Source organism: Myxococcus stipitatus DSM 14675 (genome assembly GCF_000331735.1).
GTDB classification, from domain to species: Bacteria; Myxococcota; Myxococcia; order Myxococcales; family Myxococcaceae; genus Myxococcus; species Myxococcus stipitatus.
Genome location: NC_020126.1, coordinates 949,310 through 971,636, shown reverse-complemented (window position 1 = coordinate 971,636; position 22,327 = coordinate 949,310). Strand labels below are relative to the sequence as shown.

Annotated in this window: 15 protein-coding genes; 7 read left to right on the top strand and 8 right to left on the bottom strand. The window is 68.9% G+C overall.

The genetic code is table 11. The features are described 5' to 3' along the window. Window positions 1–6: 6 nt before the first annotated feature. A complete protein-coding gene (locus MYSTI_RS03890; protein WP_015346394.1) occupies window positions 7–270 on the bottom strand; it encodes a hypothetical protein in 264 nt (87 codons plus the stop codon). Beyond that, the gene (locus MYSTI_RS03885; protein ID WP_015346393.1) at window positions 267–1,424 is read right to left on the bottom strand and encodes a linalool dehydratase/isomerase domain-containing protein; all 1,158 of its coding nucleotides are present in this window, start codon (window positions 1,422–1,424) and stop codon (window positions 267–269) included. Before MYSTI_RS03885 ends, MYSTI_RS03890 begins: the two co-directional genes overlap by 4 nt. A gap of 295 nt (window positions 1,425–1,719) precedes the next feature. Here MYSTI_RS03885 and MYSTI_RS03880 point away from each other — a divergent pair, with 295 nt between their 5' ends. The 4 genes from MYSTI_RS03880 (at window position 1,720) to MYSTI_RS03865 (ending at window position 6,061) form a co-directional block, all read left to right on the top strand. Then, on the top strand, window positions 1,720–1,908 hold the full coding sequence (locus MYSTI_RS03880) for a hypothetical protein (RefSeq protein ID WP_044278716.1): 189 nt from the start codon (window positions 1,720–1,722) through the stop codon (window positions 1,906–1,908). A gap of 22 nt (window positions 1,909–1,930) precedes the next feature. Further along, window positions 1,931–3,736: an acyl-CoA dehydrogenase gene (locus MYSTI_RS03875; protein WP_015346392.1), complete on the top strand. Its 1,806-nt coding sequence runs from the start codon at window positions 1,931–1,933 to the stop codon at window positions 3,734–3,736. Window positions 3,737–3,849: 113 nt separating this feature from the next. Then, window positions 3,850–4,668 (top strand): hypothetical protein, encoded by an 819-nt coding sequence (locus MYSTI_RS03870; protein WP_044278715.1) that lies wholly within the window; start codon window positions 3,850–3,852, stop codon window positions 4,666–4,668. 136 nt (window positions 4,669–4,804) lie between these two features. Beyond that, a complete protein-coding gene (locus MYSTI_RS03865; protein ID WP_015346390.1) occupies window positions 4,805–6,061 on the top strand; it encodes a DUF1615 family protein in 1,257 nt (418 codons plus the stop codon). Between the two features lie 59 nt (window positions 6,062–6,120). Here MYSTI_RS03865 and MYSTI_RS03860 read toward each other — a convergent pair whose 3' ends face one another. From MYSTI_RS03860 to MYSTI_RS45220, 5 genes are all read right to left on the bottom strand, one after another. Further along, window positions 6,121–7,770 (bottom strand): hypothetical protein, encoded by a 1,650-nt coding sequence (locus MYSTI_RS03860; protein ID WP_015346389.1) that lies wholly within the window; start codon window positions 7,768–7,770, stop codon window positions 6,121–6,123. Between the two features lie 185 nt (window positions 7,771–7,955). Continuing rightward, the gene (locus tag MYSTI_RS03855; RefSeq protein WP_233278161.1) at window positions 7,956–9,455 is read right to left on the bottom strand and encodes a hypothetical protein; all 1,500 of its coding nucleotides are present in this window, start codon (window positions 9,453–9,455) and stop codon (window positions 7,956–7,958) included. 384 nt (window positions 9,456–9,839) lie between these two features. Beyond that, window positions 9,840–11,300, bottom strand: coding sequence for a M16 family metallopeptidase (locus MYSTI_RS03850; protein ID WP_015346387.1), 1,461 nt, complete (start codon window positions 11,298–11,300; stop codon window positions 9,840–9,842). Next, on the bottom strand, window positions 11,297–12,706 hold the full coding sequence (locus MYSTI_RS03845) for a M16 family metallopeptidase (RefSeq protein ID WP_015346386.1): 1,410 nt from the start codon (window positions 12,704–12,706) through the stop codon (window positions 11,297–11,299). Before MYSTI_RS03845 ends, MYSTI_RS03850 begins: the two co-directional genes overlap by 4 nt. A 99-nt stretch (window positions 12,707–12,805) precedes the next feature. After that, window positions 12,806–13,348 carry a hypothetical protein gene (locus MYSTI_RS45220; RefSeq protein ID WP_015346385.1) on the bottom strand — a complete coding sequence of 181 codons (543 nt, stop codon included), beginning with the start codon at window positions 13,346–13,348 and terminating at the stop codon, window positions 12,806–12,808. Window positions 13,349–13,488: 140 nt separating this feature from the next. Here MYSTI_RS45220 and MYSTI_RS03835 point away from each other — a divergent pair, with 140 nt between their 5' ends. From MYSTI_RS03835 to MYSTI_RS03825, 3 genes are all read left to right on the top strand, one after another. Beyond that, window positions 13,489–17,271, top strand: a complete 3,783-nt coding sequence (locus MYSTI_RS03835) for a DEAD/DEAH box helicase family protein (RefSeq protein ID WP_015346384.1) — start codon at window positions 13,489–13,491, stop codon at window positions 17,269–17,271. A gap of 79 nt (window positions 17,272–17,350) precedes the next feature. Beyond that, on the top strand, window positions 17,351–19,630 hold the full coding sequence (locus tag MYSTI_RS03830; RefSeq protein ID WP_015346383.1) for an McrB family protein: 2,280 nt from the start codon (window positions 17,351–17,353) through the stop codon (window positions 19,628–19,630). A gap of 1 nt (window position 19,631) precedes the next feature. After that, entirely contained in the window at window positions 19,632–21,248 is a 1,617-nt protein-coding gene (locus tag MYSTI_RS03825) for a DUF2357 domain-containing protein (RefSeq protein WP_015346382.1), read from the top strand. On the opposite strand, the gene MYSTI_RS03820 is transcribed toward MYSTI_RS03825, so the two are convergent. Then, window positions 21,223–22,317: a YeiH family protein gene (locus MYSTI_RS03820; RefSeq protein WP_015346381.1), complete on the bottom strand. Its 1,095-nt coding sequence runs from the start codon at window positions 22,315–22,317 to the stop codon at window positions 21,223–21,225. The genes MYSTI_RS03825 and MYSTI_RS03820 overlap by 26 nt on opposite strands. Window positions 22,318–22,327 lie beyond the last annotated feature (10 nt).

Here is a 22,327-nt window from a genome sequence, read left to right as displayed (position 1 = left end):
GGACATTCAGCTCCGCTTCACGGACCTGCGCCCGTGCAGCGACGCCTCCGCCACGCCGGCGAGCAGCAGGATGGGCGCCAACAGCACCGCCGCGAACCAGGACAGCGCATAGGCGACACCGAAGAAGAACCCCATCCGGTCCGTCGCTATCGTACCGGAGAGGATTCCAACGTACTGGCGCCCCCCGAGCAGATGCAGCACCAGGAAGACAGCGAACAACACCAGCGCCCCCAACACCGTGGGCGCACGCAACACGCGGGTGAGCATCATCGAGCAGCCTCCATCTTTCGCGCGAACTGAACCTGCCGCCACAGCGGCCCTTGAGTGAGCGAGTACAGCAGCACCGCGTCCGACAACGCGTTGCCCGCAGCAAAGCGCAGCCCCGTGTCGTCCCTCACGGGGAAGGCCGCGAAGTTCAAGCTGGTGAGCAGCCCCTCCATCAGCGCGGTGTCCTCGAATGCTCCCGCCGCCACGAACGCCAGGCCACTGGAGCCCGCGTTCACGTTCACCAGCGGAATCGTGGGCCCCGAGTCCACGTCGGCCACGGACTTGGGCGCCGCCTCCGGCCACTCCCCCGCCCAGGCGAAGCCCCACAGCTCTCCGACGAGCTCCCGCCGAGCGCGCTCGTACTGCTCCCGAGCGAAGTCCGCATCCACCAGCTGGAGCATGTGCGCGGCGAGCCACAGCGTGGAGCCCTCCGGCCCATCCAGCGTGCGGCCCTGGTAGGTGAACTCCGCGACGAGCAACCCGGTGCGAGCATCCACCAGGTGCTCCCGCGCGGACGCCACCCACCGCGCACGAAGCGCGGAGTGGTCCCGTCCGTCCAACGCATCCGAGATGCGCACCGCGGCGAGCGCCATCGTGTTGCAGAACGTCCAGCCCTGGTCCGGATAGCTCTCCGCCGCGAGGATGGGCGAGCGCTCGATTTGCGCCACGATGCGGTCCACCCGCTCGCGCAGCAGCGGCGCCCAGTCCTCGCGAGGCTCCACCCACTGCCGGGCCGCCAGCATCAAGGCCAGCTCCCCCTCGATGAAGAGGCTGCGCCCCTGCGGGTCCTCGAGCGGCCTGCCGTGCCCATATGGCAGCAGGAAGAACTCCGGGCCGCGCCGCTCATCCTCGAGGGTGCGAGACACCAGCGCGTCGACGACGGCGAGGTGCTCCGCCTTCCGCTCGGGCTCCCGCAGCGCCAGGTTCGCGAAGGCGAGCGCGGAGAAGGTGCGCGCCATCAAGTCCCACTCGGGGTTGAGGTGCCGGAGCATCGCGCGCTCGGGCCCCCCCACCTGGGAGACCTGCCCGCGCTGACGAGCGGCGAGGACTGGAACCAGCGCCTCCACGTCCGAGGGCCGGAACCACAGATGCAGGGAGGGGACCCACACCGCCGTCGCCACCAGGAGCAGGAACAGCAGAAGGAAGACGCGTCGCATGGTTGAAGTATCCGGCGTCCAACGAAGCGGCACGGCGCGACGGCCCTGGACGGTCGAGACGTCGCGGTGAGCGGTCGCGAGAAGCGAGGCAGACGAGCAGACAATCGCTCGCTCCATCCGTCGCCCTCTCCACGGATGCTGTTTCGACCCACTGGCTTGGACCTCGGTCCATCCCCAGTTTCAGCCTCCAGACGTGCAAGCACATAAGGCCACTTCCGAGGGGCAGGGGTCTGTCATGTGGAGAACATCGGCGGCATCGTGGGAGCCGTGCCCGAGGAGGTGGCGAATCCTCGGTGTGCTCCGCCGCGCATCACCCGCCGAGGGCGCGCTCCGCACCGCCGCCCTGCTGCGCTTGCTGGGCCAACACCACGCGTCGCCTCGGGGCCCGGGGAAGCGCTGGCGCGGCGGCTCGACGCGGATGTTCCCCGAGCACCTGGACGACGACGAAGCCGTCGACGACGAGGCCGCTATCGCCTCCTGGTAGTGCGCCTGCTAACACGCCGGGGATGAACGCGCCCCGCCCCAATGCCTTGCTGTCGGACCGAGACGTGGACTTCCAGCTCGACGAGGTCGTGCGCGTCTCCAGCCTCTGCGCGCTGCCCGACTTCGCCGAGCACTCGCGCGAGACCTTCGGCCTGCTGCTCGACAGCGCGCGGCGCTTCGCCCGCGAGGTGCTCTACCCCACGTATCGAGCGTTCGACCTGGAACCTCCCACGTTCAAGGACGGCCGGGTGCTCGTCCATCCGAAGATGCGGGAGCTGTACCCGCGCATGGTGGAGCTGGGCATGCTCACCGCGCCCCGGCCTCCGGAGGTCGGCGGCCAGCAGCTCCCGCTCACCGTCCACGCGGTGGCCAGCGCCTATCTGATGGCGGGCAACCTGAGCGCCTATGCCTATCTCGGCCTGACGCAGGGCGCGGCCCACCTGCTGGAGGTCTTCGGCACGCCGGAGGTCAAGGCGGCCTTCATGGAGCCGCTGTACCGGGGCGAGTGGACGGGCACCATGGCCCTCACCGAGCCCCAGGCGGGCAGCAGCCTCGCGGATGTGCGCACGCGCGCGACGCCCGCGCCGGATGGGACGTGGCGCATCCAGGGCTCGAAGATCTTCATCAGCGGCGGCGACCAGGACTTCACCGAGAACATCGTTCACCTCACCCTGGCGCGCACCGAGGGGATGGAGAGCGGCACCAAGGGCATCTCCCTCTTCGCGGTGCCCGCGCGGCGGCCCCAGGGGGACACGCTGGTGGACAACGACGTCCGCGTGGCGGGCGTCATCCACAAGATTGGCTGGAAGGGCATCCCCAGCCTCGCCCTCAACTACGGCGAGTCGGGCGACTGTCATGGGTGGATGGTGGGCCCGCCCGGACGGGGCCTCGCGTGCATGTTCCAGATGATGAACGAGGCGCGCATCATGGTGGGCCTCAACGGCGTGGCCACCGCGTCGGTCGCCTACCATGAGGCGGTGGCCTACGCGCGCGAGCGCCCGCAGGGCCGCCCCGCCTGGGCCAAGGACGCCACGCGCCCCCAACTCCCCATCATCGAGCACGCCGACGTGCGCCGCATGCTGCTGCGCCAGAAGGCCATCGTGGAAGGCGGGCTGTCGCTCCTCGTGGCCGCGGCCTTCCAGGCGGACCTCGCCTCGCACGCCCCGGACGAGGAGGCGCGTCGGCGCGCGGGGCTGCTCGCGGACCTGCTGACGCCCGTGGCCAAGACGTTCCCCGCCGAGCGCGGCTTCGAGTCCAACGCGCTCGCGGTGCAGGTGCACGGCGGCTACGGCTACTCCAGCGAGTACCTGCCGGAGGCGTGGCTGAGAGACCAGAAGCTCAACAGCATCCACGAGGGCACCACGGGCATCCAGGGACTCGACCTGCTGGGTCGCAAGGTGGTCGCGGGCGGTGGCGCGGCGCTGACGCTCTTCGCGGACGTGGTGGGCCAGGGCGTGGGCCGGGCCCGCGCGGCCGGCGTGGAGTCCGCGTGGTGTGACGCGCTGGAGCGGACGCTGGGCGAGGTGTGCGAGCTGGTGACGGAGCTGGGGGCGCGAGGAATGGCGGGCGAGGTGGAGCTGATGCTGCGCCACAGCGCGGACTTCCTGGAGCTGTTCAGCGTGTTGGTGGTGGCGTGGCGCTGGCTGGAGCAGGCCGCGGCGGCGAAGGAGGGCCTCGCGCGCCAGCAGGGGGACGCGGACTTCTACGAGGGCAAGCTCGCGGCGGCGCAGTACTGGTTCGCGGCGGAGCTGCCTCGAGTGCCCCTGCTCGCCTCGCTGTGCCGCACGGGCGAGGACTCCTACGCCCGGATGCGCCCCGAGTGGTTCTGAGGACACTCCAGGCGCACGGCCAGGCACGGGGCCCCGCGCCTGGTGGCCCCCGCCTGGAGGGCGAATCGGCTCGTTTCCAGTGCAGGATGCGAGAAGCCCCGTAGAATGAAGGGGTGACGGTTTCCTTCCACCTGTGTCAGCCCGGTGGAGGCGCTTCGTGCGGCGCCTGCTGCGGCCTCTACAACTTCAAGGACCACTCCCGAGGGGCGCTGACGGAGCAGCTCTCCATGCAGACGGAGCGGCTGCGACGCGTCCCCCAGGAGCCCGAGGCGTGGAGCGCGGCGGCACGGGAGCTGACGGACGCTCGGCGCGCGGCGCCCCTGTTCCCCGCGGTGCGCGTGTGTCCCCTGCTGGGCTTCCTGGACCGGGAGCGCAAGCAGGTCGGCTGTCTGGGCCACCCGAAGGTGACGGGAGGCAAGGACCTGCGCGACTGCGGCGTCTACCGCTCGTCGGTGTGTGAGACCTTCACCTGCCCCTCCTTCGGCTGGCTCTCGGATGGACAGGCGCGACTGGTGCTGGCCGCGTGCGCGGACTGGTACCTGTACGGACTGGTCATCACCGACGTGGAGTTCGTGCGCGGCTGCATGCGCCTGTTGGAGTGGGAGCTCGCGGGGCCCGCGCGGCCGGAGCAGATGCTGGAACAGCCGGACGTGCTCGCGGCGGTGCGGCGCCTGTTCGCGCTGAAGGAGACGGCGCCTCGCAGGGACCCGAAGGCGGCGGTCTTCGGCCGCTTCACGCGCGACACGGAGGGAGAGCCCGTGCCGCGGATGCTCGACTACATGAAGCTGGAGATGCGCGCGGCGCCCGAGGACGACGTGGTGCTCTGCCTGGGCTACACGCCCGACAACGCCCTGGAGCTGCTCGCGTCGCGCGAGCTGGTGCGCTCCCACGTCAAGGCCGTGGCGCGCGCGATGACGGCGTGGCCCAAGTGAGCACCTCCGCCCCTTCCGACTCCTGTGGCAAGGTAGGATAACGCTCCCCGTCACGCGCTGAATGGCCTTTCGGGCCAGCCGTCGAGAGCCCTAAGGACGTGCGTGGGACTTCGCGTCGTGCTCGAAAGGAAAGCGGATGGATGGCCCAGGCCCGGCGGCAGGTGGAACCCACCCGAGGTGGCGCGGCCGTGGGCGCGTCCTCTGGGCCCTGCTGGGACTGCTCACCACCTGCACCCCGCGCGGCGTGAGCACGCCCACGCCCTCCGTCCCGCCTCCGCCCCGCCTCACGCAGCAGCAGGTCACCAAGCTCATCCCGCCCCACGTGAAGGAGCGTGAGGGCTGGGCGCGAGACGTGCTCACCGCGCTGGAAGCCGAGGAGGTATTCCCCTCCCCCATGACGGTGTGCTCGGTGCTCGCGGTCATCGAACAGGAGTCCGGCTTCCAGGCGGACCCGGCCGTGCCGAACCTGTCGCGCCTGGTGCGCAAGCGCCTGGAGGACCACGCGGACACGCTGGGCCCCCTGGGACGCAAGGCGCTGTCCTCGGTGCTCGCGGGCAAGGCGCCCGGACAGAAGCGCACCTTCGACGCCCGGCTCCGCGCCGTGCGCACCGAGCGGGACTTGGACCGGCTCTTCCGCGACATGCTCGCGTACTACGAAGCCGAGTACCCCACGACGTTCGCCACCATGAACCTGGCCAGCTCCCTGTTCTCCTCGCGCCGGCTGGAGGACCTCAACCCCGTCACCACCGCGGGCTCCATGCAGGTGAGCGTCCGCTACGCGGTGGAGAAGGAAGGCGAGGACTCGGACCCGGTGAAGGTGCGCGAGTCCATGTACACGCGCGAGGGCGGCGTGCGCTTCGGCACCGCGCGCCTCATGGGCTACGAGGCCGCCTACCCCCAGCCCCTCTTCCGCTTCGCCGACTACAACGCGGGCCTCTACGCCTCGCGCAACGCGGCGCTCCAGGCCCAGGTGAGCCAGCTCACCCAGGTGCCGCTGACGCTGGATGGCGACCTGCAACTCTATGACAAGAACGGCGTGCCCCGGAGCGAGGACAGCAAGTCCCTGGCGGCGCTGCTCTCCTTCCGCCGTCACCACGCGCCGGAGCTGAGCGAGAACCAGGTCCGCCGCGACGTGAAGAAGGAGAAGCGCGAGGACTTCGAGTCCACGGAGACCTTCCGGGCGGTGAAGCGCGTCTACGCGAACCAGACGGGAGAGGCCCCCGCGTACGCGCAGCTCCCCCAGGTGACGCTCCAGAGCCCCAAGCTGAAGGGTGAGCGCACCACGGCCTGGTTCGCGCGCTCCGTCGACGCGCGCTTCCAGCGGTGCCAGACGCGCTACCGGGAGCTGACCCGGGAGCCCGCGAAGCCCCCCGTCGTCTCCAACACGCGATAAGGCCCCGGCGCCAGGAAGCACGCCGAGGCCTGGAGACACCCGCGCTCAGCCGCCGCGCCTCACGGCGTGGTGAACAGGGAGCTGAGGGCGTCCGCGCTGTAGTGCGGCATCCGGTCCGCCGACTTGAACGGGCTGCGCTTCACGTCGTACCGGGGCGCGGAGACGGCCGTCACCCGGATGAAGTAGATGCTGTCCGGCTGCAGCATGTCGGGAGGCAGCCGCACCTGGTTCACGGAGCCCGGCATGTAGATGTACCCCGCGGGCAACGTCATCCCGAGGTTCGTGTCGTATCGGAAGAGCCCCACCCGGTAGGAGTCGGGCGTGCCCAGCACGGGCCGCTCCCAGGCGATGACGGGGCTGGCGGTCCCCACCTCGCGCGGCGTGCTGGCCTTCAGCCCGTCGATGGTGAGCACCCGAGGCGGCGACATCCGAGGCACCACCGGACCCGCGATGGCGCTGTCGAGCGTGTCGAAGCCTCCGTTGGTCGCGGACAGCGTCACGGAGCGGCCCGAGCCATCCGGCACCGTCTCGGTGACCCGGTAGCCGAAGGACAGGTTGCTCAGCACGCCCCAGCTCGCCGGGTACGGGTTGCCGAACTTCAGCCGGCCCGTGTAGTCGAAGATGGAGCCCGCGGGGATGCGCAGGCTGAGCAGCTCTCCGGCATAACCCAGCCAGCTCTCATCCACGCCATACGGCGTCGGCGAGACGTAGAAGTTGGCCGAAGAGGGCGTGGCGTTCGGGTGGACGTCCGAGGTCCACTGCGCGAAGGTGGGCAGGCGCCACTCCATGGGGAACTCCCTCACCTTCGCCGGCATGAGCCGACCGGTGACGGGCAGCGGCGAGAAGCCGTCCGGGACGAAGTCGAGGGACGCCACCTCCAGCGAACGCTCCACGGAGTAGAACGTCAGCGCCCTGCCATCCGGCGTGCGCCCCGCGGGGAACGGGCTGACCTGGTTGACGTAGAAGCGGTCTCCCTTGTCCCCCTCGAGCACGGGGAGCGTCATGGCGACGCTGGAGGAGAAGTCCGCCGCGCTGGTGTTGAGCGAGGTCGACCCCGGAGCAACGTCCTCGAAGAGGGAGACCTCGCCCATGAACTCCACCTGCGTGGAGTTGAGGTGCAGCCGGCTCCCCGCCTGCCACGGCGCCAGGTTCAGCAGGTTGAGCTGGAGCGGCATCGAGCCGCCAGTGCCCGTCTCCACGTGGACGACGTCCGGCCGGCCGACGTGGTTGGTGCCGATGTCCACCTCGCGCGCATCGGTGACGACGTACCGCGAGCCGGAGCTCAGGTAGTAGGTCCCCTCGGGCACCCCCGAGAATCGCCAGCCTCCGGGCGCCGCGGAGCCCTGGATGACCAGGAAGTTGGCTCCGTCATGCACCAGGATTTCGGGCGGGCTCGCCGACAGGTCCTCGGCGCGCTCGGCGATGCCCACCGACGTGTGGAAGCGCGTGAGGCGCTTGACGAAGACCACGTCGCTCGGCGTGCCCGCGTCCGTCGGGCTGCCACCGTCCGAGGGAGGACCCGCGTCGGGCGCACAGCCGTCGGTGACGGCCTCCCCCATCCACGTCCCATCCCCAGGCGCGCTGGGGCCCGTCACCACCGGCGTCACCCCACCCTGGAACTCATTCGACTCCCCCGGGCCGGCGCCACACCCCACCAGCCACGAGACACACGCTGCCCCCAAGACAAAAGACTTCCTCGACAGATGCATGACACCCCCAACTCAAAGAGAGACGTTCCTGAGAATCCACTGCGAAAGACTTTGCACAATCCAAGCCCAGCGACGCGGTCGCGGCGCCGGACCTTCACCCCACGAGACAAACAACGTGCCCCCAGACACGACAGGTGTTGCGCGAGCGCGCGGCCATGAAGCCACACAGCCGTGGCCCTCCGGCATCAGGGCGTCGTGAACAGGGAACTGATGGCGTCGGCGCTGTGATAGGGCAGCATCTCGTTCGTCTTGAAAGGACGCCGCCTCACGTCGAACCCAGGGGCGTCGAGGGCCGTCACGGCCAGGTAGTAGATGCTCCCGGGCAGCAGCATGTCGGGAGGCAGGCGCACCTGGGTGATGGAGCCGGGCACGTCCACGAACCGCACGTTCAGCACCAGGCCCGCGTCCCGGTCATACCGGCCCAGACGCACCCGATAGACGGAGGGCGTGCCGAGCGTGGGCGGCGCCCAGGCGATGACGGGGCTGGCGGTCCCCACCACGCGTGGCGTGCTCGCCGGCACCCCGTCGATGGTGAGGGACCGGGGCGGAGACACGCGCGGAACCACCGGGCCCGCGATGACGTTGTCCAGACGGTCGTTCACGACGTTCGACGCGGTGAGCCGGAGCAGACGCCCCGAGCCATCCGGCACCGGCTCCATCACGCGATAGCTGGCGCTCGCGATGGCCACGACCCCCCAGTTCGACGGAAAGGGATTGCCGAAGCGCAGCCGCGTCGTGACGTCCGCCATGGGCGCCGCGGGCGGGCGCAGCGTGAGCAGCGTCCCGGAGTAGCCAATCCAGCCCTCGGACACACCATGGGCCGCCGGCAGGAGGCTGAACGTGTTGGCGGAATGCTCGGCGCGCGGGTGCGCCTGGGTGGCGAAGGGGGTGAACTGGGGCAGGCGCCACTCCAGGGGGAACTCGCGCGCCTTCGCGGGCTGCAGCCGCGCCGTGACAGGCAGGGGAGAGACTCCGTCCGGGAGGAAGTCGAACGTCCCCACCTCCACCGAGCGCGTCAGGGCCGTGTACGTCAGCGGCCGTCCATCCGGCAGCGCTCCCGCGGAGGACGGGCTGAGCTGATTGACATACAGCCGGTCCCGGTACTCCGACTCGAAAAGGGGGAACCGGCTCCCCGTGTAGGAGGAATAGGAGGCCCCGTCGAAGTTGAGGGAGATGGCCCCCTCGGGCACCGCCTCCGAGGGAATGTATACGTCGCCGCTCATGTCCACCTGGGCCGAGGCGAGCTCCAGGACGGTGCCTCGCCTCCACGGCTCCAGGTTCGACAGGTTGAGGTTCAGGGCCTGGATGCCACCGACCTCGGCATAGACCGCGTCCGGCCGGCCCAGGCGGTTGGTGCCCACCTCCACCTGCCTCGCGTCGGTGACGACGTAGCGCCCCCCCACGCTCAGGTAGTACGGCCCCGGGGGCACCCCCTTGAAGCGCAGGCCCTCCGGGGACGGCGTGCCCTGGATGACCAGGAAGCGGGCGCCGTCGAACACCAGAATCTCAGGGGGATTCGTCGACAGGTCACCGGGGCGCTCGGCGATTCCCACCGCCGTGTGGAAGCGCGTGGTGTTCGTCACGAGGACGCTGTCCTCGGACCCGGGCCCACCATCGGGAGGAGGCCCCGCGTCCGGCGAGGGCCCCCCATCGGGCGCACAGCCCTCCGCGACGGGCGCTCCCATCCACGTCCCATCCCCGGGTGACTCGACTCCCACGGCCGGCGGTCCCTCCGACTCGCGGGGGTCGGGGCTACACCCCACCCAGCACACGACACACATCAGCGTTGAAGCAAAAGAGATACCAGACGGGCGCACACGTCCCCCTCTCCACTCGAGCCCCCAAGGGATTTCAGGGGAGCTTTCAACAAACCCCGACACGTGGATTTCTGCGCAATCCTGACGTGGCAAGTGTTGCGGCGCCTCGGAGGCGATTCACAGACGGATGGCGTTGCGCAATCCACCCGCGACAGGTGTTGCGCGACCACGGCGTGGACTCGGGGGAGGGGTGCCGCGCAATCCGGGCCCGAACGGTGAAGCTCGGCGGCGGGCCCGGACTGCGGTGCGGCGTCAGCGCTGGGAGGGCGCCGGGGTGAAGCGCTTGTCGGAGATCTTCATCTCCGTGACGGGGCCATACTTGCGCGCCAGCTCGCGAATCGACGCCGCCTTGCCGATGAGGACGAACGTGAGGTCCTCCGGCGCGGGCAGCGTGCGCCCGATGACGGTGGACACATCCGCGCGGGTGGCGCGCGACACCGCCGCGGCGAAGCCATCCACGTCGCTGGCGTCCAGGCTGTAGAAGGCCAGCTCCGACAGCCTGTTGGCCACCTGCCCTCCCGTCTCGAGCTCGGGCGGGAACTGGCCCAGCACATAGGCCTTGGCCGACGCCAGCATCGCGTCATCCATTCCAGACTTGCGGTAGCGGGAATAGACATCCAACGCCATGTCGAGGGCCTTCTCGGTCGTCTCCGTCTGGGTGAAGGAGAACATCACGAACGCCCCCGGGTGGGTGCTCTGCGAGAAGCCCGCGCGGGCGCCGTAGGTGAGGCCGGACTTCACGCGCAGCTCCGTGTTGAGCAGCGAGGTGAAGCGCCCGCCCAGCACCGTGCCCACCAGGTCCACCGTGACGCGGTCCGCGTCGCTCCGGGAGATGCCCGTGTTGCCGACGGAGAAGTACGTCTGGGTGGCGTCGGGCTTGTCCACCAGCAGGACGCGGCGGCCCTTGGTGACGGTGGTGACGGGGGCCTGCGGCGCGGGGCTCGCGGCCTTGGCCCAGCCGCCCAGCGCGGCGCCCAGCTTCTCGGCGAGCTCCTTCGTGTCGAAGTCACCGACGACGGAGAGGATGAGCCGGTCTCCGCCGAGCTGGTTCTTCGCGTAGGCGAGCACGTCCTTGCGGCTCAGCGTGGGCAGGGAGGCCTCGGTGCCGCCCACGGGGGTACCGTAGGGGTGGCCGGAGAACTGGAACGCCTCGAAGTAGGTGTTGATGAGGGCGCGCGGGTCTCCGTCCTTCGCGGCGATGATTTCGGACGCCATGCGCTCGCGCGTCTTCTTCAGCTCGTCCTGGGCGAAGCGCGGGCGGGTGAGCAGGTCCGACAGCAGCTCCACCATCAGCGCGCTGTCTCGGGACATGAACTGGCCGGTGACGGCCAGGTGCTCCAGGTCCGCGTGCGTCTTGAGCGTGGCGCCCACGCCGTCCACGGCCTCGGCGAACTGGCGCGCGTCACGCGAACCGGCGCCGCGCTGGAGCAGCTCCGCGGTGAGCGCCGCCAGGCCCTCCTTGCCCGCGGGGTCCGCGAGCGCTCCGCCGCGCACCCACGCGCTGAAGGAGATGAGCGGGACGTCCCTGCGCTCGACCAGGAGCAGGCGCGCGCCGTTCGCGAGCGTGAGCGTGGTGGGCTTGGGGAGGGTGACGCCTTGCGTGGAGGGAGCGGTGGCCGGCTGGGTCGGCTTCGCGACGCTCTGGGCCAGGGCCGGGCCCGAGGAGAGCAGGACCGTGGCGATGACTGTCTTCCAGGAGAGGGGGGCAATCATCGCTTGGCATCCTTGGTGGCGGCGGTGGGGGAGGCGGCGGCTTCCTCGGTGGGGACGAGCCAGCCGACGGTGCGGCGCTGGGTGGCGAAGATGCGGGCGGCGACCTTGCGCAGGTCCTCGCGGGTGACGCGCTCGTAGCGGGCGGGGGCCTCGAAGAGCTGGCGGTAGTCGCCTCGGAAGGTCTCCGCGGCGCCCAGCGCGTAGGCGCGGGTGTTGATGGTCTCCAGGGAGCGCCAGAAGGTGGCCAGGGTGATGTTGCGCGCCTTGGTCAGCTCGGCCTCGGTGACGCCGCTCTTCACGACACGGGCGAGCTCCTCGGTGATGAGGGCCTCGACGCGCGCCAGGTTGCCCTTGGGGGGCAGGTCCGCGGTCACCCAGACGAGGGACGGGTCGAAGCCGGGGCTGAAGTAGGTGGCCACGTTGATGGCGGCGCGCTCCTCCTCGACGAGGCGGCGGTGGAGTCGCGAGGAGTCACCGTCGCCCAGGATGTTGAGCAGGAGGGTGAGGGCCTCGACGTCGGCGTCCTTCGCGGCCATGCCCTGGTAGGCGAGCTGGAGGAGCGGGGACTGGGCGAGCTTCTGGAGGACGATGCGCCGCTCGCCCTGCTGCTCCGGCTCCTTCGTGCGGACGGGCTCCGGCGGAGGCTGCGAGGGGATGGGCTCCAGGTACTTCTCGACGAGGGCGAAGACTTCCGCCGGGGTGACGGCGCCGGTGAAGACGAGGGTGCCGTTGTTCGGGGCGTAGTACGTCTTGAAGTAGCGCTGGAGGTCCTCCATGCGCCACGACTCGATGTCGGAAGGCCAGCCGATGACGGGGAACTGGTAGGGGTGGGCCACGAAGGCGGTCGCCTGGACCTGCTCCATGAGCGCGACCATGTTGTTGTTGTCCACGCTGGAGCGGCGCTCCGAGTAGACGACGCCGCGCTCGGACTCGATGACCTTGGGGTCGAACGAGAGGAATTGGAGGCGGTCGGCCTCGAGCTGGAAGATGAGGTCGAGCGCGGTGCGCGGGAACCAGTCCTGGTAGACGGTGACGTCCTCGGACGTGAAGGCGTTGTTGGCGCCGCCGTTCGCCTCCATCACGCGGTCGAACTCACCGGGGCCGTACTTCTTGGCGCCGTTGAACATCATGTGTTCGAAGAAGTGGGACAGGCCGGTGATGCCTGGGTATTCGTTGCGGCTTCCGACGCGGAACCAGTTGTTGAGGGTGACGTTCGGAATGTCGTGGTCAGGCCAGACGATGACCTTGAGACCATTCTTGAAGGTGCGGCTCTCGACGTTGGAGCCGAGCTTCTGGGTGGAGGTGGCGGCGGGTTGAGCGGCCGCCTTGGCGGGTGCCTGGGCGATGGCGGCGGGGGCCGCCAGCAGCGTCAGGCACGACGTCCAGAGGAGGGACTGACGGAACATCCGTGCTCCTGTCGTGGAGGAAGGCGCCCGGGAACGGGCGGCCGAGCACGATATTCCACTTGGGAGCCTGGGTGCCCACCGGTGAGGGTGGGCCGTGATTCAAGCGCCGAGCACGCCGCGCAGCACGTCCTGGAAGTAGTTGATGCTTCCGACGTGGGTCTGGTGGTGCTTCGCCGACTGGTGGAGGCGGAGGACGACGGCCTCGAACTCGGCCTGGCTGACGTCGCGCAGGGACATGTAGAGGCGGACGGCGCCCTGGAGGTAGGAGAACAGGGGGTTGCGGTCGGTGCCGTCGGGGCGGCGGACCAGGTGGCGGTAGAGCCGCTCGAACTCCTGGTCCGTCTCCGTGTTGCGCACGGCGCGGCAGTAGCCGGCGGCGGTGGCCTCGATGAGGATGAAGAACGGGTGGTACTCGAGGGGGGGCGTCTTGGCGAAGCTGGGGGGCTTCGTGTCGCCGGTCCACAGCTTGGAGATGGGCTGGAGGTGGACGTGGGCCAGCTGCTCGCCGGCGCGGACCTGGGCGCGGGCGCCCACGGGAATCACGCGTTGGTTCTCGTCCCATTCCACGGCGACAAACAGCCGGTCCGGGGCATCGACCTTCACGCCCGCCTTCTCCAGCTCCGCCACTGCGTTCGCGTCCATCTCGTTTCAACCCTCCGAGCCCCCTGTGTACCCCGCCCCGGGCACTCGATGCACCCGGCATCGTGCGAAGACGTCCGCTCGCCCCCTCTCCACACGGCGGGTGCGCCCGAGGGGCGTGGGGGCTGGGCTAGGGTGTCGCGGTGTCCTCCCCTTTCCTGCTGATTCCTGAATCCCGGTGGGTCGCCTCGAACACGCTGGCCTTCGCCATCCGAGACGGCTTCCCGGTGAGCCCGGGACACACCCTGGTGATTCCGCGTCGCCCGGTCGCCACCTGGTTCGACGCCACGGCCGAGGAGCAGCGCGCCCTCTTCGAGCTGGTGGACGAGGTGAAGCGGGGTCTGGACGCGGAGCTGCGCCCGGATGGGTACAACCTGGGCATCAACGTGGGCGCGGCGGCCGGGCAGACGGTGTTCCACCTGCATGTGCATGTCATTCCCCGCTTCCAGGGGGACGTCGGAGACGCACGCGGTGGCGTCCGGCATGTCATTCCGCACAAGGGGAACCACCTGGCCGCGCCACAGGCGAAGCCGCTCGCCACGGGTGGACTGGGTGACCCGTTCCTCTCGCACCTGGAGCCGCTGTTCTCGCGTGCGACGGATATCGCGGTGCTCGCGGCGTTCGTGCAGGACAGCGGGTTGGACGTGCTGCGGCAGTCCGTGGACGCGGCCCTCTTGCGAGGAGCGCGGGTGCGAATCCTCACGGGGGACTATCTGACCATCACCCAGGCGGAGGCGCTGCGACGCCTGCTGGATTGGATGGACGAGGACAGCGTGCTCCAGGGCGGAAGCCGAGGACACTTCGAGGCCCGCATCGTGGAGGTGGAGAAGGAGCGGGTGTCCTCGTTCCATCCCAAGTCCTGGCGGTTCAAAGGGGAGGAGCTCGCGGTGGCGTACGTGGGCTCGAGCAACATCTCCCGGTCCGCGCTGAAGACAGGCATCGAGTGGAACCTGCGTGTCGAGCAGGACCGGGACCCTCGGGCCTGGGGGGAAGTGGTCGAGGCCTTCGAGGACTGGTGGGAGCGAGCCACGCCGCTGGAGGCGGACTGGGTGGAGGCCTATGCGCGCCGCGCGAGCCTCACGCAGCGGACGCGCGCCCCCGTTGAAGCGGAGTCGGTGGTTCCGCCTCGCGAGCCACACGTGCTCCAGCGAGAGGCATTGCGAGCCCTCGCGCGAAGCCGGGAGGAAGGTCGGCGGCGTGCGCTGGTGGTGTTGGCGACGGGGTTGGGGAAGACGTTGCTGGCCGCATGGGATGTGGCTGCCTTTCAGGCAGAGCAAGAGGTCCAGCCGCGCGTCCTCTTCCTGGCCCATCGCGAGGAGCTGTTGGTCCAAGCGGCGGAGACCTTTCGCCGCCAGTTTCCTCGGCGGCGCTTTGGTTGGTACGTGGGCTCGAAGTCTTCGCTCGAGGGCGATGTGGTGTTCGCCTCGGTGCAGAAGCTGTCGAATCGCGATGGGTTGGAGGCGCTGCGAGCAGCGGCCCGCTTCGACTACGTCATCGTGGATGAAGTGCATCACGCCGCGGCGGCGAGCTACCGGGTGATTCTCTCGCGGCTGGAGCCGGCGTTCCTGCTGGGCCTGACGGCGACGCCCGAGCGCGCGGATGATGGCGACATCCTGGGGCTGTTCGATGACCACCTCGCTTATCGGGCGGACCTGGGAGAAGGCATCGAAGCGGGGCTGCTGACGCCGTTCGCGTACCTGGGGCTCAAGGATGACGTGCCCTACGAGAACCTCCCCTGGCGAAGCCGGAGCTTCGAGCCGGAGGCGCTGGCGCAAGCGGTCCAGACGGAAGCGCGGATGCGGACGCTGTGGCGAGCCTGGGAGGAGCACGCGGCGAGCAGGACGCTCGTGTTCTGTGTCTCGGTGTCCCATGCGAACTACGTCCAGCGGTGGCTGGAGGAGAAGGGAGTGAGGGCCGCGGCCGTCTACTCGGGGCCGGGCTCGGCGGACCGGGCGCAGGCGCTGCGAGAGCTGGCGGCGGGGACGCTGGACGCGGTGTGCTCGGTGGACCTCTTCAACGAGGGTGTGGATGTGCCGAGCATCGACCGCGTGGTGATGCTGCGCCCCACGGAGTCCCCCGTCGTCTTCCTTCAGCAGCTGGGCCGAGGGCTGCGCAAGTCCGAGGGGAAGACCCGCGTCACGGTCATCGACTTCGTGGGCAACCATCGGTTGTTCCTCGACCGGGTGCGCACGCTGCTGGCACTGGGGCGAGGGGCGATGTCGCTCCGGGACTTCCTGGTGCACGGCAAGCAGCCCGAGCTGCCACCGGGTTGTTCCGTGCAGGTGGAGGTCGAAGCGAAGGAGATGCTGCGCCACTTCCTGGCGACAGGAGAGACGGAGGTTGCGCGCGTCTACCGCGAGCTGCGAGACAGCCGAGGTCAGCGGCCTACCATCGGAGAGCTGTACCGGCTGGGCTATGCGCCTGCGTCACTGAGCAGGCATGAAGAGCACTCTGGCTGGTTCCAGTTCGTGGAGGCAGAGAAGGACCTCACGGATGCGCAGACCCGAGCCCTGAAGCAAGACCCGGCGTGGTTCCGGAATCTCGAGCTCACGCCCATGAGCAAGTGCTTCAAGATGGTGCTGCTGGAGGCATTGCTCGAAGCGGATGCATTGGAGCAAGGACTGTCCTTGCAAGAGCTGGCGCAACGGAGCCTGTCCATCCTGCGGCGCAATCCCGAGCTGATGAGAGACATCGAAGGAGCCGAAGCACTCGACAGCTCACTCCCTGTCCGCGAGTGGACCCAGGATGGGAAGTGGTTCCGGGTGGAGGGGGACAGATTCGTCCCGCGCTTCGCGCTGACCGAGGACACCCGAGACGCCTTCGAGGAGATGACCCGAGAGCTGGTCGAGTACCGACTCGCGCAGTACCGCCGGCGGCAGCTCAGCCAGTCGCGAGGACCCGGGACACCCTTCGAGGCCCAGGTCATCACCAACCAACGCGAGCCGATCCTCAAGCTCCCGGACCGGAAGCAGCGCCCCGACCTTCCCCAAGGCATCACCGAGGTTCGCATCCCTGGGGGTGAGCCGTGGCAGTTCCACTTCGTGAAGATCGCCGTCAACGTCGCGAAGCCCGCTGGAGCGGAGAAGAACCAGCTCCCGAAGCTCTTGAGAGGTTGGTTCGAGGACTTCGCGGGGAAGCCCGGCACGGCCTTCCGCGTGCGATTCACGCCACGCGCCGATGGATGGAGCGTCGAGCCAGCGCGCGCCGAGGTGCTCGCCTTCAAGCGCCCCATGGGCTGCATCTCCTTCCCAACGCTGCGAGCCGCAGCGGGAGCGGCGAGCCACGCCCTCTCGCTGGAGCAAGCTCCCGAAGCGGAGTGGGTGCGCCTGCCGGTTCAAGCGAGAGGTGAAGGGCTGTTCGCGGTGCGCGCATCAGGCGATTCGATGAATGGCGGAGACCATCCCATCCGTGACGGAGACTGGCTGGTGATGCGCTACGCCCGCGATCTCTCACCGAGGGAACTCGAGGGCCAGGTAGCGCTCATCCAGGTGCCTGATGCGGCGGGATATGCCTATCAGGTGAAGCGGCTGGTCCGTGCCGCCAATCAGTGGCGGTTGCGGTCCGACAATCCTGCATACGCCACGAAGGATGTGAACGAAGGAGTCATGCCCATCGCCCAGTTGGTCGAGGTGCTGACACCCGAGAGCCTCGCGCCACCGCGCGGTGCTCGCCTGACGGAGGCACAGGCCATGGAGCACTTCGACTTGTCCACGACACCCAAGACGGGGCGACGGGATGGACACCTGTTCCTTGTCTCAACGGATACTGATGGGATTCGTCTCGACGCGCGTGTCGCGGACCGCAGACCCGGAGAGACAGCCTTCGTGCTGACGCGCGAAGTCGCTCGAGACCTCTGGCGATACGAAGGCGTGGCACACTGGGATGACACCCGCACTCGCTGGACACTCGGAGTCCTCACGACGTGAGTGGTTGCCGCTGTCCGAATGGACGTGGCATCGTTTCCGTCCGAGAACAGCAACCGCGGACAGGCTGGGGGCAGGTGTCGTGCTGACCGATGCACAGGTGAAGAAGCTCTGGGAGAAGGCCCAGCCGTTCCCAGGGTGGGAGCAGTGGCAGGCGAACTACCGCGACATGCTGCTGAAGGTCCGTGGCCTCTCGGACGAGGAGCTTGCCACCCCTGAGAACCAGGAGCTGCTCTGGTCGGCCGACACCCTCAGCCTTCTCGGGCCGGGCGGCAAGGGGACCATGACGGGGGCGTTCACCGACCCGGAGCTCACCGCCGCCATCATCAACGTCCGGCACTTCACCTGGCCCAGGGATCCTGGCGAACGCGCCGAGGCGATGAAGGACGAGAGCGAACGACTCTCCGGGCTCGTTTCTCCGCGCCACAGCCCTCGACGCCCCGAGGCTCGACTGGAGCGCCTGCTCGCAGTGCTGCTCCCCGCGGAGTTTCACTGCGCCTTCGGTTATCAGGCCCAGCTCCGCATCGCGGACCTGCTCTTGCCCGAGAACAGTCCGCACAGTCACGTCCTCGTCCGAAGCCGTCTGCGGAAGATTCTCGGAACCGAGCGAGCGCTGGACGAGCATGTCCGCCGCTCCGTGTTCTGCTGGTGGCTCCACGCCCACTACGAGGCCATCAAGGCGGGCCAGTTCGATTCATTTCCGGCCACGCCAACGCCCCTCGGTCCGCCCAAGCCCATCGCACTGTGGCCGTTTGCCAGACAGTTCAAGGCCAACGCGGCGCTCAGGCTTCTCGTTGAAACCTATCGGCATGTGATTGACACCTCGCTCTCGGGCATCACGCGCGAGGAGCTTCGAGAGGAGCTGGGCAGCCTCGAGGACTACAATGCCCTGTCGCCTTCGACGCTCCGCAGCCTCACCGCGCGAGTCATCGGCTTGGGCTTTCTCGAAGAGCGCAACAAAGTCATCTCCCCCACCTGGGATGGGTTCGAGCTCGTGGAGTGCGACGCGCCCGACATCTTGGTTCATCGGATGCTCGAGCGGGTCTTCCCCATCGCGGCCATCTTGCGATTCGTCAAGGCCGAGCCACGCACCACCCCAGAGATCATCACCTACCAGCAGCAGATCTACCCTCGCTGGACGGCCACCATGGCCCCCACCGCGAACCTGACGTGGGTCAAGGCACTCGGTCTGGTGGAGCATCAAGCGGACGGGAAGTACCAGCTCAGCGAGTATGGCGCCGAATGGGAAGCACGGCTGCCACAGGAGCTGCCGATGCTCCCGCCCGAAGCCACTGTCTCCGCGGACCTGCTCGCGGACGTGGTGGCGGAGGTGGCCCAAGAGCTGAAAGCCATCGAGCCTCCCACCCGTCCATGGCCCGGGTTGCCCGAGCTGCGTCAGGGGTTCCAGGAGGATCCACAGACCCAGGGGTTCGTGCTCGACGACTCCCAGCTCAGCGCGCTCCACCATGCGTGGCACTGCCATCCCCACAAGCGCTTCGTCATCCTCGCGGGGCTCTCCGGGACCGGGAAGACGGCGCTCGTCCGGCACTATGCGCGCGTCTACTGCGCGGCGTTGGACCTGGACCTGGAGAAGCACCTGGAGGTCGTGGCCGTCTCTCCCGACTGGAAGGACCCCACCGGACTGCTGGGCTACTACAACGCCCTGCATGAGACGCCGACGTTCCAGGTGGAGCCCACACTCCGCCTGTTGCTCAGCGCCGCGCGGAACCCATCCAAGCCCTACTTCCTGCTCTTGGATGAGATGAACCTCGCACGGGTCGAGCAGTACTTCGCCCCCTTCCTCTCGTCGATGGAGTCCGGGCTTCCCATCGCGCTGCATGGCCAGGACTCGCCCGTCAACGGCGTCCCGCATCGGCTCGCATGGCCGCGAAACCTGTTCATCGCGGGCACGGTGAACATGGACGAGACCACCTTCCCCTTCAGCGACAAGGTGCTGGACCGCGCCTTCACCCTGGAGTTCTGGGACGTCAATCTCCGCGCCTTCTTCGAGGCTCGACAGGTCGAACGCCAGCCCGCGCTGGAGCGCACCATCGAGTCGTTCCACCAAGCCCTGCGGCCCATTCGCCGGCACTTCGGCTACCGCACCGCGGGCGAGCTCCTCTCCTTCGTGGAAGCAGCCGGCTCCGAAGCGCTCCCCGAGGAGCGTGTGCGCCTGCTGGACCAGGGAATCTTCTCCAAGGTCCTCCCTCGCCTCCGAGGCGAATCGAGTCCTGAGCTGCGCAACGCCTTCACCGTCCTCAAGAAGCTCTGCGAAACAGAGTCCCTCGAGCGGTGTGGAGAGAAGCTGAGCCAGATGGAGGCCAACAACCCCCGCACGGGCATCATCCGGTTCTGGTCGTGACATGCACTTCCGGGATGCGAAAGGTCGTCACCTCGAAGGAATCATCCAGGATGGTGTCGTCGTCCTGGAAGAGGACCGGACCTACAGGCTCGCCCTTCAGCTGAACCAAGCCGCGCGGGTGGAGTGTCGCGGCTGGCTCGGCGAGCTGGAGCTGGAGTGGGACTCCGCCTCCGCGAGCTTCACCCTTCGGACGAGCTACTGGGTCGGGACGCAATCCCTGCGCATCCAGGGCCCCCAGGGAGAGCAACACCTCTCCGTCGAGGTACTCCCTCACAAGAACAAGCTCCGGAGCGAAGCCTGGGCCCATCTGCTGCGCGACCTGGACGCGTGGATGCCCGGCACCACCGTCGGCCAGGAAGGAGGCCGGCACGGCCGCGTGAGTCACCAGGGCTGCGACATCGCGGGAGTGGCCTCGGTGCTCGGCGACCTGGTGCCCGCGTTCGAGACCGCGCTGATGTCCGTGCTCCGTTCCCCCAAGGAGCAGTCCGTCGAGCTCTGGACCGAGGTCCCCATCCACTCGGTCAAACAAGCGGACCGAGGCACCTTGCGCTGGCTGGCCAGCCATCCGAACACCTACCAAGGTGTCCGAGGCTACGCGGAGAGCTTCGGCACGGGCCCGGTCCCGCGAGTCCCCAGTCGAGCATGGCAAGGCGCCCTGGACCACGCAGCCAATCGCCACGTCGCGTGGCTGACGCGGCAAGTGGTCCTCAAGCTTCGCGACACCGTGGAGTGTGTCCAGCGAGGGCTCCAGAAGACGCAGTCACTGGACCCGGACCTCGAAGAGTGGTGCAAGGGCCGCGTCCGGCACCTGGCTCGAGGAGCCGATGACCTCGAGGCGCTCCTGCTCGAAACACCCCTGGGCGCGATGACTCCCGAGTACGCGTCGGACTCGGCGATCCTCACCTTCGTCGATGACCCGCTCTATGCGCGGGTCCACGCCTTCGGCCAGCTCTTCCTCTCCCCCCGGTTCCAGCTCCCCGCCGACGATGCACACCTCGCCGCCCCCGTGCGGCCGTCCTACGAGCTCTATGAGCTCTGGACGTTCCTCGCGCTGCGACGACTGCTGGAGGAGCTCCTCCCCGAGGCCCGGTGGAGCGAAGACAACACCGACACCCTTCGACTCTTCGACGAGTCACCACATGGCGCCAGCTACACCGCGCGATGGCCGGGCCACGGGACCCTGACCCTCCACTTCAACCTCTCGTTCCCAGGGTTCCTCACGCGAGAGCGAAAGCGGAGCTCACGCTGGAGCATCTCGAAGACGAGGCGTCCGGACCTCGTCGTGACGTGGCATCCAGAAGAGGGGCCCGCGCGCTGGCTGTGCCTCGACGCGAAGTACCGCACCGACACCCGAGGCATCGCCGACGCCTTCGAGTCCGCGCACATCTACCGCGACTCACTCCGCTGGCGAGACCTGGGCGAGCAAGGACGCTGCGCGGGCGCGGTGCTGCTCGTTCCCACCCGGCTCCCCCAGACGGAGCCCTGGTTCGAGAAGTCCTTCCGCGACGAGCACCACGTGGGCGTCTTCTGCCTGACGCCCGGGCAACCACCGCCCCCGGAGCTCATCGAGTGGCTCCGTCACACACTCCTCGCTACTGAATCGACAGCAGGTGGATGAGGCCCCAGGCCGACAGCGCCAGGGCCGCGAAGCCCACGAGGCCCGCGTAGACCACTCGCATGCCCGCACGGCGCAGCATGCTGATGTGTGTCCCCATTCCCATCGCCCCCATGGCCATCACCATGAGGAAGACGCTCGCCGTGGAGAGCGCGGCCTTCCCCGCCGCGGGCACCACTCCCACCGAGCCGAGCACCCCCACCGCGAGGAACCCCAGCACGAACCACGGAATCGGCGGCTCCTTCCACGAGTAGCGCACCTTCCCGCCCGAGCCAGAGACCAACCCCAGCACCACCAGCGCCGGCGCCAACAACACCACCCGCGTCAGCTTCACCAGCGTCCCCAAATCCCCCGCCGTGGTCCCCCAGGTGAACGCCGCCGCCATCACCTGCGCCACCTCGTGCAACGTGGCCCCCGAGAGAATCGCGAGCTGCGCCGTGGTCAACCCCAGCAACGGGCCCACGAAGACGTAGAACAGCACGCCCATCGTCCCCAATATCCCGCACAGCCCCACCGCCAGCGTGGTGTCCTCCTCCTCCGCTCGCGTGACGGAGCTCGCCGCCACCACCGCGCTCGCACCACAGATGGACGTCCCCACCGCCAGCAACGTCCCCAGCTTCTCCGGCACACCGAAGCGCTGCGTCACCCACCGGATGCCCAGGATGCCTCCGACGATGACCGCCATCGCCAACACCAGCACCCTCGGCCCCACCTTCGCCACGAGCGCGAAGTCCAGCCGCGCCCCCATCAGCACGATGCCCAACCGCAACACCGTGCGCGCCGAGTAGCGCTGCCCCTCCACCCACACCGAGGGAATCCCCGCCGCCATCGTCGAGCGCAGCGCGATGCCCACCAACAACGCCACCGTCAGCGGCCCCACCACCTTCAGCCCCGGCAACGTGGCGAGCCAATAGCTCCCCACCGCCAACGCCGCGGCCAGCACCAACCCCGGCAGACGCCTCCTCCAGACCTCCCCCGTGGAGGGCGAAGCAGCAGGTGTCACCGGGCCCGCCGCCGCACCACTGCCAGGCGCGGAGACCGTCGTGTCGGGTGTCGCTAGTGGAGCAGTCATCGTGTTTGTC